14 protein-coding genes are annotated in these 11,031 nt (G+C 68.1%); 8 read left to right on the top strand and 6 right to left on the bottom strand.

The features are described 5' to 3' along the window. The first annotated feature begins 205 nt into the window (after positions 1–205). Positions 206–670, top strand: a complete 465-nt coding sequence (locus ACWELJ_RS21085) for a MarR family winged helix-turn-helix transcriptional regulator (RefSeq protein ID WP_452367831.1) — start codon at positions 206–208, stop codon at positions 668–670. Here the strand turns inward: ACWELJ_RS21085 and ACWELJ_RS21090 are convergent. Both ACWELJ_RS21090 and ACWELJ_RS21095 read right to left on the bottom strand, forming a co-directional pair. Further along, positions 667–1,698 carry a crotonase/enoyl-CoA hydratase family protein gene (locus ACWELJ_RS21090; RefSeq protein ID WP_452367832.1) on the bottom strand — a complete coding sequence of 344 codons (1,032 nt, stop codon included), beginning with the start codon at positions 1,696–1,698 and terminating at the stop codon, positions 667–669. The genes ACWELJ_RS21085 and ACWELJ_RS21090 overlap by 4 nt on opposite strands. A 61-nt stretch (positions 1,699–1,759) precedes the next feature. Continuing rightward, positions 1,760–2,074, bottom strand: a complete 315-nt coding sequence (locus ACWELJ_RS21095; RefSeq protein WP_452367833.1) for a hypothetical protein — start codon at positions 2,072–2,074, stop codon at positions 1,760–1,762. Positions 2,075–2,447: 373 nt separating this feature from the next. Here ACWELJ_RS21095 and ACWELJ_RS21100 point away from each other — a divergent pair, with 373 nt between their 5' ends. Continuing rightward, positions 2,448–3,305: a GNAT family N-acetyltransferase gene (locus ACWELJ_RS21100; protein ID WP_452367834.1), complete on the top strand. Its 858-nt coding sequence runs from the start codon at positions 2,448–2,450 to the stop codon at positions 3,303–3,305. 16 nt (positions 3,306–3,321) lie between these two features. Here ACWELJ_RS21100 and ACWELJ_RS21105 read toward each other — a convergent pair whose 3' ends face one another. Continuing rightward, positions 3,322–3,768: a MarR family winged helix-turn-helix transcriptional regulator gene (locus ACWELJ_RS21105; RefSeq protein ID WP_452367835.1), complete on the bottom strand. Its 447-nt coding sequence runs from the start codon at positions 3,766–3,768 to the stop codon at positions 3,322–3,324. 78 nt (positions 3,769–3,846) lie between these two features. Here ACWELJ_RS21105 and ACWELJ_RS21110 point away from each other — a divergent pair, with 78 nt between their 5' ends. Together ACWELJ_RS21110 and ACWELJ_RS21115 are read left to right on the top strand one after the other, a co-directional pair. Next, positions 3,847–4,221, top strand: a complete 375-nt coding sequence (locus ACWELJ_RS21110) for a cupin domain-containing protein (RefSeq protein ID WP_452367836.1) — start codon at positions 3,847–3,849, stop codon at positions 4,219–4,221. 95 nt (positions 4,222–4,316) lie between these two features. Further along, positions 4,317–5,138, top strand: coding sequence for an acyl-CoA thioesterase domain-containing protein (locus ACWELJ_RS21115; protein ID WP_452367837.1), 822 nt, complete (start codon positions 4,317–4,319; stop codon positions 5,136–5,138). 25 nt (positions 5,139–5,163) lie between these two features. Here ACWELJ_RS21115 and ACWELJ_RS21120 read toward each other — a convergent pair whose 3' ends face one another. Continuing rightward, a complete protein-coding gene (locus ACWELJ_RS21120; protein ID WP_452367838.1) occupies positions 5,164–5,919 on the bottom strand; it encodes an EI24 domain-containing protein in 756 nt (251 codons plus the stop codon). 56 nt (positions 5,920–5,975) lie between these two features. Here ACWELJ_RS21120 and ACWELJ_RS21125 point away from each other — a divergent pair, with 56 nt between their 5' ends. Continuing rightward, positions 5,976–6,623, top strand: coding sequence for an NUDIX hydrolase (locus ACWELJ_RS21125; protein ID WP_452367839.1), 648 nt, complete (start codon positions 5,976–5,978; stop codon positions 6,621–6,623). Positions 6,624–6,656: 33 nt separating this feature from the next. Here ACWELJ_RS21125 and ACWELJ_RS21130 read toward each other — a convergent pair whose 3' ends face one another. Next, positions 6,657–7,055, bottom strand: coding sequence for a PPOX class F420-dependent oxidoreductase (locus ACWELJ_RS21130; RefSeq protein ID WP_452367840.1), 399 nt, complete (start codon positions 7,053–7,055; stop codon positions 6,657–6,659). Between the two features lie 193 nt (positions 7,056–7,248). Here ACWELJ_RS21130 and ACWELJ_RS21135 point away from each other — a divergent pair, with 193 nt between their 5' ends. From ACWELJ_RS21135 to ACWELJ_RS21145, 3 genes are all read left to right on the top strand, one after another. After that, the gene (locus tag ACWELJ_RS21135; protein ID WP_452367841.1) at positions 7,249–8,247 is read left to right on the top strand and encodes a CAP domain-containing protein; all 999 of its coding nucleotides are present in this window, start codon (positions 7,249–7,251) and stop codon (positions 8,245–8,247) included. 97 nt (positions 8,248–8,344) lie between these two features. Further along, on the top strand, positions 8,345–8,857 hold the full coding sequence (locus ACWELJ_RS21140; protein ID WP_452367842.1) for a DinB family protein: 513 nt from the start codon (positions 8,345–8,347) through the stop codon (positions 8,855–8,857). Positions 8,858–9,021: 164 nt separating this feature from the next. Beyond that, positions 9,022–10,440, top strand: a complete 1,419-nt coding sequence (locus ACWELJ_RS21145; protein ID WP_452367843.1) for a serine/threonine-protein kinase — start codon at positions 9,022–9,024, stop codon at positions 10,438–10,440. Between the two features lie 411 nt (positions 10,441–10,851). Here ACWELJ_RS21145 and ACWELJ_RS21150 read toward each other — a convergent pair. Then, positions 10,852–11,031: DUF1214 domain-containing protein (locus ACWELJ_RS21150; protein ID WP_452367844.1), on the bottom strand; the 180-nt coding region annotated here is incomplete at its 5' end.

The following is an 11,031-nucleotide window of genomic DNA, read 5'->3' on the forward strand; positions in this document are numbered from 1 at the left end:
ATGCCGGAACCTCTTCTGCCACTATGTGTCTCATTCGTCCTGACTGAAATGCGCTCGGGCATTGACGATTTCCGCCAGAACTACGCAAATCGAACGGTCAGTACTGTACCGAAGGTTGCATGCCGAGGGTGGCACGGATACTCCGTGAACTTCCTGAGGATCGCCATGGTGTCCATGTCAACTATTTCTCGATACTATGGATGCCATGACGCGCTGGCTGACCGATGAGGAACAGACGACCTGGCAGTCCTTCATCCGCATGCGGCAACGCCTGGACTCGGCGATCGCCGCCGGACTGACCCGGGACGGGCTCTCCTTCTCCGACTACGAAGTGCTGGTCGCCCTGTCCGCGGCCGGTGGCCAGTTGCGCGCCAAGGAACTCGGCGCGGAGATCTGCTGGGACAAGAGCCGCCTGTCCAAGCATCTGTCCCGCATGGCGACCCGCGGCCTGGTCGACCGCTGCCAGGCCGCCGACGACGCCCGCGGCCGCGAGATCCGGCTCACCGACGCGGGCCGCACCGCCCTCGAGGCCGCCGCGCCCAACCATGTCGAGCTGGTGCGACGCCTGTTCATCGACGAGATGACCGCCGAGGAGGCGAAGGCCGTACGCTCGCTGGCCGACCGCGTGGTCGCCGAGGTCGAGAGCGCGGACGTCGAAGGGATCGGCTAGTCCGCGGGTTTCTCGAACTGCGCGCGCTTCCAATCGCCGAACGGCTCGTCGCGTTCCCGCACGGCCTCGCGGAAACCGGCGGTGGCCGAGCGCAATTGGAAGGCGTAGCCCTCGCGGGTGTGCCGCGAGATCCCGTCGAACACCGTGCTGACCATGCCGGAATTGGCCACGCCCTGGTTGAGCAGCGCGCTGTTGAGCGCCAGCTTCGCCATCACCAGCTGGTTGATCGGCACCATCGAAATGCGTTCCAGCAGTTCCTCGGTGCGCGCGTCCAGTTCGTCGGCGGGCGGGGCCTCGATGGCCAGGCCCCATTCGAGCGCCTGCTTGCCGCTGAGGCTGTCGCCGGTGAACAGCAGGCGCTTGGCGCGCTGATCGCCGACGCGGTGCGCCCACATGCCCGCCGCCGGGATACCCCAGGTGCGGGTGGGCGGGTAGCCGAAGCGGGCGTCGTCGGCGCAGATGATCTGGTCGGCGAACAGCGCGATATCGGTGCCGCCCGCGATGGCGAAGCCGTGCACCTTGGCCACGGTCGGCTTGTCGGCGTGCAGCAGGCTGGCGAAGCCGCGGTTGAAGCGCGACATCATGGCGTAGTCGACCATGGGATCCCAGGTGGCCCACGGATTGTGGTTGCGCGCCTGCACGACCGGATCGAGCACGGTGCCCTCGGTGGGCCGGCTGCCCTCGGCCGGTTCGAAGCTGTTCTCCGCGAAGATCGACAGGTCGTAGCCGCCGCAGAAGCCCTTGCCGCGGCCACTCACCACGATGACGTGCACTCGCGGATCCAGGTCGGCGCGCTCGACGGCCGCGGCCAGTTCGATCGGGGTGTCGGCGGTGATGGCATTGCCGCGCTCGGGCCGGTTGAAGGTGATGCGCGCGATCCGCCCGGTCACCTCGTAGGTCAGGGTGCGCCCGGTGTACTCGTTCACCGGTTCCGGGCGGCCCGCGAACAGCGAGTCGTCGCCGCCGGTCAGGTCATCGCGCCAGGCGGCCGGGCGGGTGCCGGCGTGGTTCTCATGGTCGGGGGACACTCAAGCAGTGAACCCTGGTTCATTTCTTGCTGTCAAGAGTCCGCGGCCGACCGGTCTTCGGCTACTCCCACGGCTTGACCGGCGGTTTCACCCACAGGATCTTCTCGTCCGCGTGATCGCGCACGGCCGCCGGATGTCCCGGATTCCGGGCCGCCCACGCGTCCTTCTCGCCGAGCAGCCGGGCCACCACCTGCCAGGTCTCCTCGGTGCTGGGCGGGTTCGTCGCCGCCGCCCGGGCCAGCTTCCGCCGCTGCGCCACCGGCAACTCCAGCAATTCGTCGCCGCTGATCCCCCGCGCCCAGACATACGCGGCCAGCCGCCGAGCCTTCTCCTCGCGGCTGCGGCTGGCGTGATCGGAATGTGCGTAGTCGGCCATATCTTCCTCGAACTCCGCGCAACCTCGCAGGTCGCGGGCCATGACACACCGACCCTACCGGAGTCGCGGCCCTCGATCGCCGCGTGCTCGAGCCCTCGCTCCCGGCCCGCGTCGTCGGCGCCGAGTGGTGACGCCGACGTCCTGCTCGGCGAGGCGCCGGCGGCAGCGCCAGGGGCTGCGGGGTAGGGCTGCCGATGTCGCCTGGTGTCGCGCGCCGCCCGTCTCGGTGGCGCCGGCGTCTCCGCCCGCGCGGGTTGTGCACACGTCGGGGTGGTGTCGTGCTGCCTCGCGGCCCGGGTGGTGCTGCTCGCGCTGTGTCCCGACTCCGTGAATTCTGCCGAGTAGCAGCGGTTTTGCGGCTACCGTTGGTCGCATGCCGGAGACCGTGCGCATCGATGATCTGGTCGTTTCCCGGGCGACGCCGGGGGAGTGGGCCACCGTGGTGGAGTGGGCCGCCGCCGAGGGCTGGAATCCCGGGCGGCGGGATACCACGTCGTATTTCGCGCAGGATCCCGGCGGGTTCTTCCTGGGGCGGGTGAACGGGGAGCCCGCGACCGCGGTGTCGGTCGTCAATTACGGCGCGGACTACGCCTTCCTGGGTTTCTATCTGGTGCGGCCGGAGCTGCGCGGGCGTGGATTCGGGCTGGCTACGTGGGAAGCCGGGTTGAAGCACGCGGGAAACCGGGTGGTCGGACTGGACGGGGTGCCCGCGCAGCAGGGCAACTATCGGCGCAGTGGATTCGAACTCGCCTACAGCAGTGCGCGATTCATCGGCGTGCCACGACTGCCGTTGCCCGACGACACGGTCACCGCGCTCGCCCCGGAGGATGCGGTCGAGCTGCTCCCGTACGACTCCGCGTGTTATCCGGCGGACCGCCCGGCGTTTCTCACCGCCTGGCTCGACGAGCCGGGGCATCGGACCTTCGCGCGCATCGTCGACGGCACGCTCACCGGATACGCCGTCCTGCGCCCGGCCCGGGACACGCTGCGGGTCGGCCCCTTGTTCGCGGATACGCCCGCCGACGCGCGCCAACTGCTGGCGGCGCTGGCCGCTCACGCGGCGGGAATGCCGCTGGCGGTGGATGTTCCGCTGATCAATGAGCCCGCGGTGGGCCTGATGGAGGAGGCCGGTCTGACGCCGAGCTTCGAGACCGCGCGCATGTACACCGGGCCGGTGCGTGATTACCGCCTGGACCGGGTGTTCGGCGTCACCACCCTCGAACTCGGCTGAGTTCCACGCGGATCGGTCACCAGGCCGAGGGGCGCACGCGGCCGGGTGTGACCACGCGCGCGAGGGCATTGCGCAGCTCGAGCGTCGCCGGGATCCCGAGCGTCGCCGCCCACCGCTCGGTGAACCCGGCCGCGGCGGCATCGGCGGCGCGGGTGCACGCCCAGCCGCGTTCGGTGAGCGTGATGAGTTTGGCGCGCGCGTCGGTGGGGTGTGGATTGCGCCGCGCGTAGCCCTTTTTGACGAGTTCGTCGACCAGTTGGCTGGCGGCCTGCTTGGTCACGCCCAGGTGCTCGGCGATCTCGACCACCGTCGCACCGGCGGGCGCCATCCGCACGAAGGCGAAGCCGTGGGTGGGCCGGATGTCGGTGAATCCGGCTGCCACGCAGCCGTTGTGGATGGCATCGGTCACTTCGGCGGCGGCCGCGAGCAACAGCAGCGGTAGGTCCTGTGCGTGTCCGGGCATGTCTGGAATCTTGGCACTTGACAGAGTAGTCAACAAGCTTGACTATATAGTCAACCTGCTTGACCAAAGGAGAGTGCAATGCCTGCCATTCATGCCGCCGATATCCAGTCCCACGAGATGCACGGTTCCCGCTTCACCCCGTTGATTCGTCCCGCTGTCGGCAGTAGCGAGTTGTGCGTCTGGCGGGTCGAGATCGCGCCCGCCACCCAGGGCGTCGCGCACCGCATCCACCGCGAGGAGGCGTTCGTCGTGCTCGCGGGCTCGATCACGTTGACCATCGAGGGGGAGCCGGCGCGGCTGGCCGCCGGTGACGCGGCCGTGGCTGCGGCGGGATCGGTCATCCGCCTGGACAACCCGGCCGACCTGGCCGCCGAAGTGCTGGTCACCGCGCCCGTCGGCTTCACCGGCGAACTGCTCGACGGCACCGTCGTGAACCCGCCCTGGGTGAACTGATCACGGCCCCCGCCCGCTGATCGGGACGCGCGCCTTCCCCCGCGTTTCTGACACGTGTTCTAATTTGGAAGATCAAACCAGGTAGGGGAGGCATCATGACCGCGTTCTTCACTCGGGCGGACGGTCGCTACACGGCGACCCGCATGGCGGTCAGCGCCTGGTCTTCCAGCCAGCTCGCGGGCACCGCCGTCTGCGGGCTGCTGGCCCACGAGCTCGAAACCCACAGCCCCGGTCCCGAGTTCGTGCCCGCCCGCTTCACCGTCGATATGTTCAGCCCCGTCCTGAACGAGCCGATCGAACTGCGCAGCTCGATCGTCCGCGACGGCAACCGCATTCGCGTGGTCGACGCCTCGATCGTCCAGCACGACCAGATCCGCGCTCGCGCCACCGCCCAGTTCCTGATCGCCTCGGCCGAGCCGCCCGGCGAGATCTGGCAGCCCACCGCGGAATCGCCGGTCCCGGAGCAGCGGCTCGACCGTCCCGAGGGCGCGCCGCCGCTGTTCAAGTCCGGATCCGCCGACTGGACCCACGATTTCGCCTCGGGCGTGAACCCGCACCGCAAGGCCGCCTGGAACAATGTCCCGGCCCTGATCGAGGGCGAGGCCATCACCCCGTTCGAGCGCGCGGCCTTCGCCGCCGACACCACCAACCTGGTGTGCAACTGGGGCACCGCGGGCGTCGGCTACATCAATACCGATGTCACCATGACCCTCTCGCGCCTGCCGGAGGGCCCGGAGATCGGCGTGCACGCCCTGGACCACGTGTCCGCGAACGGCATCGCCGTCTCCACCGCCACCCTCTACGACCGCACCGGCGCGCTCGGCGTCTGCACCATCACCGCCCTGTCCAACGCGCGCCGCATGGTCGACATGGCGGCGTTCGCCGAACGCCAGCAGCTTCCGCTTCCCGCGAACTGACCCGCCCGGCCGACCGGCGGCGGGGTCAGGCCCGGGTCGGTTCGCCCAGCAGTTCGCGGCTCAGCAGGGTGGCCCCGGCGACGGCGCCGGGCATGAGGAACACCGCCACCACCGGGATCAGGAAGGCCGCCGCGAGCGGAGCGCCGAAGCCCCAGGCCACGGTCTTGCGGGACCGCAACAGGGCCATCTGCTGGTTCAGGTGCACTCCGCGCCGTTGCAGCGCAACCGAAGTCAGCTCCTGGGTCAGGAAGAATCCGGTGACGAACACCGCCAGTACGGGAATCACCGTCTGCCCGATGACGGGCACGAATCCCAGGACGAACAGCAGCACCGCCCACAGCATGGCCCGGACCAGGATGCGCGCGCTGTCCCGCACGGACACCCACAACTCGACCCACCAGGCCAGGCCCGATTCGGGCGCGGTCCCGTCCGGCGAGACCGACCGGTCGACCCGCTCGGAGATCACGTCATAGAACGGCGATCCGATCAACAGGGTCACCGCGGTGAAGGTCAGCGCCGCCACCAGCACCGTCAGCCCGATCAACGCCACCGTCAGCGCGCCGCGGAACAACCCCAGCCAAGGACTCGGCCACCCATCCGCGAACGGTGTCAGCGTCTCGGTCACATCCCCGCCCCAGGCGATCACCCCGACCAGCGCCGCCCCGTAGATCACCAGCGTGATCAGCGCGGGCACCAGTCCCAGCCCATACTCCCGGCGATGCCGGGCCACCCACCGCTGTCCCGCCAAGAACTGGGCAAATCCCATCCCGAAATCGCGCATGCCGGAACGATACTGGCTGCTTGACGATGCCCGTCGCCGCGATCTAGGTTCGGCGAATGCCCGTCGATCAGGACAGCAGCGGATACCGCTGGACCGACGTGCCCGCGACCGGGTTGCGCGATGCGATGGCCGAGGCGCTGGGCGCGTTCCCCCGCCGGACCGTCGACCCGGCGGGCCGCAAGCCCGCCGCGGTGCTGATCGCGATCGTCGATCGCGGTGCGGACCAAGGCATCTGGCTGACCGAGCGCGCGCCGAGCCTGCGCGCCCACGCCGGCCAGCTGGCCCTCCCCGGCGGCCGGCTCGACCCGGGCGAGGACCCGCAAGCCGCGGCCCTTCGCGAACTCCACGAGGAACTGGGCATCGCCCTGCCCCGCTCGGCCGTCCTCGGCCTGCTCGACGACTACCCGACCCGCTCCGGCTACCTGATGACCCCCGTCGTGGCCTGGGTCGGCGCCCCGCCACCACTCACCCCGAACCCCGCCGAAGTGGCCGTCGTGCACTGGATCCCGCTCTCCGAACTCGACGTCGCCCCCCGCTTCGCCACCGTCCCCGGTTCCGACCGCCCCACCATCCAACTCCCGATGCTGGGCGGCCACCTACACGCCCCGACCGCCGCGATCCTCCACCAATTCCGCGAGGTGGTCCTACACCGTCGCCCCACCCGCGTCGACCACCTGGACCAGCCCCGCTTCGCGTGGGAATAGCCGCGCCGGTTGTTCCGGGCCTGCGCCCCTTGATTACTCGGCTCGGCGGCTGGTGAAGTCGAAGGGGCCGCCGTCGATGCCCCAGGAGATGATCTTTTCCGGCTGGATGCGGATGATGGCGCGTTCCTGGGGCGGGAAGGGGGGCTCGACGTCTTCGAGGGTCTCGGCGGTGCCGCGGACCTCGACGCCGCGGATCATGTACGGGTCCAACGAGACCTGTTCGTCGACAACGAATGACACTCGGCTGCCGGCCTGGATGTTGCGGTACTTGCGCGTGGCGACCATCCGCATGCCACCGATGTCGATCGTCCCGTCCTCGTTCACCCGGTAGCTGGTCGGGTTGTTCTGCACGATTCCGTCGGGCGACACGGTGGCCAGCCGGCCGAGCCCGGCCTCGGCGAGGAACTTCTGTTCGTTGATGGTGAAGCTCATGTCGATTACTCCTCGTTGGTTTCTCGTAATCTAGCATCGCTAGATTCTGGAGCAACGGTAACACTCGCGGGCGGCCTTGTCTAGCACTGCTAGATTCGCGTCCGTCCGGGTGTTCGTTAGTCCGTCATTAGAGATTGATTCGTCGCCGGCGGGAGCCTTTGTGCACACCTCCTCACCAGCGCAAGGAACCTCAATGAACATCAAGACCACCGCCGCCGCGGCCCTGGCTCTCGGTGCGGCCGCGAGCCTGTTCGCCCTGCCGTCCGCGCAGGCCGAGACGCTCACCAACTGCGATGTCGACAAGGCCGCTCTCGCCCTCAATGGTGAGGAGCCCGAGGTCTTCACCGCCATCAACAAGATGCGCACCGACGCGGGTCTGCAGGCGCTGACCTACAGCGAGACCATGGCCCGCCCGTCCGAGTGGGCCAGCAATGACAGCGCGAATCGCGGTGTGGCACCGGCCAACCACGTGGACTCGCTGGGTCGTGACATCAAGACCCGGTTCGCCCAGTGTGGTGTTCCGGCGAACTCCGCCAAGATCGCGGAGATCAACTACTACGGCACCAATGCCACCCCGTCCGACGCCATGAACTGGTGGAAGAACTCGCCCACGCACAAGGCCATCATCCTCGACGGCGCACTGCAGAACGTCGGTGTCTCGGTGATCTACAAGAACGGAAAGCAGTTCTGGACGGTCACTTTCAACGCCGAAGGGACCCCGATCGGCAACGGCACCCACGTGAACTTCACCGAAACCCGCTCCAACCTGACCGGTGCTCAGCACCAGGCGGAATTCGACAAGCTGACCGCCGCCGGCTACCGGCTCACCGACATCACCGCCACCAGCGGCAGCGATCCCCGCTACTCCAGCACCTGGGTGCTGAACGACGGCCGCGCCTGGCAGGCCCGCCACGGCCTGACCTCCGCCGAATACCAGGCGACCTTCGACCAGCTGAAGGCGCAGGGCTACCGCCCGACCCTGGTGAACGGCTACGAGGTCAACGGTTCCTCCCGCTTCGTCGCCATCTGGGAGAAGGCCGACGGCCGCGCCTGGGAAGCCCGCCACGACATCGACCTCGCCACCTACAACACCACCGCAACCCAACTCGCGAACCAGGGCTACAAACTGGAGCACCTGAGCAAGTACCTGGTGAACGGCACGATGCGCTACGCCGCCATCTGGACCAAGTAACCACCACTGACCAGGGTCGGTGCGACGGGGTGCGCACCGGCCCTCCCGTCTGCCCGGGTCCGAGGCGAGCGCGGACGGTCTGCGTGAGAATGATCGGATGGAGTCGATCGAGCGGGCCGAGACGCCTCGGATTGCCGGCGAGCGCGAGACGCTCGCCGGTTTTCTCCAGTTTCAGCGAGATACCTTGGCGTGGAAGTGTTCAGGGCTCTCGGCTGCCCAATTGCGGCGGCGGGCGGTGCCACCGTCCGAGCTGTCGCTACTCGGGCTCGTGCGTCATCTGACCGACGTGGAGCGCGGGTGGTTCGCCCGCACGCTCGGGGGTGCGGACGCGCCGGCCCTCTACTGGGGCGCCGAGCGGTCCGAGGATGTGGACTTCGAGGTCGAAGACGCGGAGGTGGATGAGGCGTTTCGGTTGTGGCGCGAGGAATGCGCTCGCTCGCGGGAGATTGTGGACGGCTGTGAGTCACTCGACACGGTCGGCGATCACCAGTCCGGTGCTGACGGCTACAGCGCGCGCTGGATTCTCACGCACATGATCGAGGAGTACGCGCGCCACAACGGCCACGCCGACCTGCTTCGCGAACGGCTCGACGGTCGGACAGGGGAATAGGGCGATCGCGGATTCGCTCCGAGGTTCGACCATGTCGTTCTCGCAGGCCTCATGCCCGCACAGGCGATCTGACCGACCTGGTTGCGGGCGCCCCGGGCATCGGTCTTCGAGTACGGTTGACTGGTTCCGAATGTTGCTGGGGCACAGAACCGCTGGGGGCCTTCATGTCTGCGCTGGGACGACCGGGCTGGGTTCTCGGCGGCCGCTACCGGTTGATCGAGAAGCTGGGCAGTGGCGGGTTCGGGACGGTGTGGAAAGCGCGCGACGAGCGGTTGCGGGTGGATGTCGCGGTGAAGGAAGTGCTGCTCCCGCAGGCCGAGTCGAGCGAGCAGCACGCCGAGCGGGTCGCGCGCGCCGAACGTGAGGCCCGCAATGCGGCTCGGCTGCGCGACCATCCGAATATCGTCGGTGTCCTCGATGTCGTCACCGACGGCGGGACGCCGTGGATCGTCATGAGCCTGGTGTCCGGCCGATCCTTGAAGCAGCGACTCGACACCGACGGGCCGGTGGACGTCGCGGAAGCCGCCACCGTCGCCGCCGCGTTGTTGCAGGCCCTGCGAGCCGCTCATGAGGCCGGCGTGGTCCACCGCGACGTCAAACCGGGCAATATCCTGCTCGCCGCCGGCGGCGAGGTGCTGCTCACCGATTTCGGAACCGCCCGCCACCACTCCGATCACACGCTGACCGCCAAGGAGACGCTCATCGGTTCGTTCGAGTACATGGCGCCCGAACGCATCGACGGCGACGACACGCCCGCCGGTGACCTGTACGCCCTCGGCGTCACGCTCTACCACGCGGTGGAGGGTGTTTCCCCGTTTCGTCGCGACACCATTCACGGAACCATGAAAGCGGTGATGTTCGGCGCGGTTCCCGCGCCGACACGCGCCGGGCACCTCGGTCGGCTCATCACCCGGCTGATGGACCGACGGCCCGAATCGCGTCCCGCCATCCCGCACGCCCTGGCGATGCTCAGGGACCGGACACCGACGGACGTCGCACCGAAACCGGAAGTCCCCAAGGAGAATTCACGTTCATCGGGCACCGGTCGCAGGCGCGGTGAGGTCGGCCAGTTGCTGGCCCGGGCCCGTGATCATCAGAAGCGCGGCGATATCGGCGAAGCCGAACGGCTACTCCGGCAAGCCGCGGCGATGAACGACACCATCTCCATGTCCTTCCTGGCGCGACTGCTCGAGAATCGCGGTGCCCGCGCGGAAGCCGAACGCTGGTACCGGCGGGCCGCCGAGCGCGGCGACACGCTCTCGATGCAGACCCTGGGCCATATGTGCATGAAGGCCGGCGATCTCAGCCAGGCGGCCTACTGGTACCGCCGCTACATCGACAATGGCCACGTTCTCGGAAAAGTCCACCTCGCAACGGTTCACGAGGCCCGAGGCGAGGACGATCGAGCCGAACTCCTCTACCGCGAGGTGGAACAAGACGGCGACATGGTCGCGCTGAAAGCCCTGGGGGATCAATGGAAATCCCTCGGCCGCACAGACGCCGCGAAACGCGTCTACCGCAAATCGGCCGAAGCCGGGTACGCCCCGGCGAAGGCCGCACTCGGGAGCCTGACCTCGCAATAACCAATTCTGGTGCGCCATCAGGGACTCGAACCCCGAACCCGCTGATCGAGAGTTCTCGTCAATGTGCAGGTAGTGCACGGATTCCCACATGGGGTTCGTTGTTCGGGATCAAGTCGAGTAGCCGGTTTTCCTGCGTCGACGTGCGTGAAATCGCTCGTAGCGGCTCTGAGAGTTTGGGGAATTCTTGGTGCCGGGGTCGTTTCCCCGGCACTGTCGGTGCCTGCGGCGAATCGCGGCCAACTGATCTTCCAAGCACTGATGTCCGACAACCTCTGACCGCTCTCCATGAGCTAGTTCAGTCAGCTCCCCCGGTCGAGATGATCCCGGACGGCGGACCGTCCCGCTCCGCGAGCCGCCCGGGTCGCGGCATGAGCGTGCGCTCTGCACCGCACCAGGCTCCGAGTGACGCTCTCAGCTGGTTTTCTTGACGGGAGGCAGGTACTTGCCGAGGGTTGCGGGATCCTGGGCGTCGGCAGTGGGGAGGTAGATTCGGTAGTTCAGCCGGAACAGTCCGCTGGGTGCCGAGGGCAGCCAGTTGCTCGCGTGGTCTGCCGGTTGCTGGTTCTGGATGTAGATGTCGAGTGATCCATC

It is taken from the genome of Nocardia sp. NPDC004582, from assembly GCF_053602115.1.

Coding starts and splice junctions, on each gene's coding strand:
- ACWELJ_RS21100 (WP_452367834.1), top strand. CDS start 2,448: ATGCCGGAGACCGTGCGCATCGATGATCTGGTCGTTTCCCGGGCGACG.
- ACWELJ_RS21095 (WP_452367833.1), bottom strand. CDS start 2,074: ATGGCCGACTACGCACATTCCGATCACGCCAGCCGCAGCCGCGAGGAG.
- ACWELJ_RS21085 (WP_452367831.1), top strand. CDS start 206: ATGACGCGCTGGCTGACCGATGAGGAACAGACGACCTGGCAGTCCTTC.
- ACWELJ_RS21145 (WP_452367843.1), top strand. CDS start 9,022: ATGTCTGCGCTGGGACGACCGGGCTGGGTTCTCGGCGGCCGCTACCGG.
- ACWELJ_RS21110 (WP_452367836.1), top strand. CDS start 3,847: ATGCCTGCCATTCATGCCGCCGATATCCAGTCCCACGAGATGCACGGT.
- ACWELJ_RS21105 (WP_452367835.1), bottom strand. CDS start 3,768: ATGCCCGGACACGCACAGGACCTACCGCTGCTGTTGCTCGCGGCCGCC.
- ACWELJ_RS21130 (WP_452367840.1), bottom strand. CDS start 7,055: ATGAGCTTCACCATCAACGAACAGAAGTTCCTCGCCGAGGCCGGGCTC.
- ACWELJ_RS21125 (WP_452367839.1), top strand. CDS start 5,976: ATGCCCGTCGATCAGGACAGCAGCGGATACCGCTGGACCGACGTGCCC.
- ACWELJ_RS21135 (WP_452367841.1), top strand. CDS start 7,249: ATGAACATCAAGACCACCGCCGCCGCGGCCCTGGCTCTCGGTGCGGCC.
- ACWELJ_RS21115 (WP_452367837.1), top strand. CDS start 4,317: ATGACCGCGTTCTTCACTCGGGCGGACGGTCGCTACACGGCGACCCGC.
- ACWELJ_RS21140 (WP_452367842.1), top strand. CDS start 8,345: ATGGAGTCGATCGAGCGGGCCGAGACGCCTCGGATTGCCGGCGAGCGC.
- ACWELJ_RS21120 (WP_452367838.1), bottom strand. CDS start 5,919: ATGCGCGATTTCGGGATGGGATTTGCCCAGTTCTTGGCGGGACAGCGG.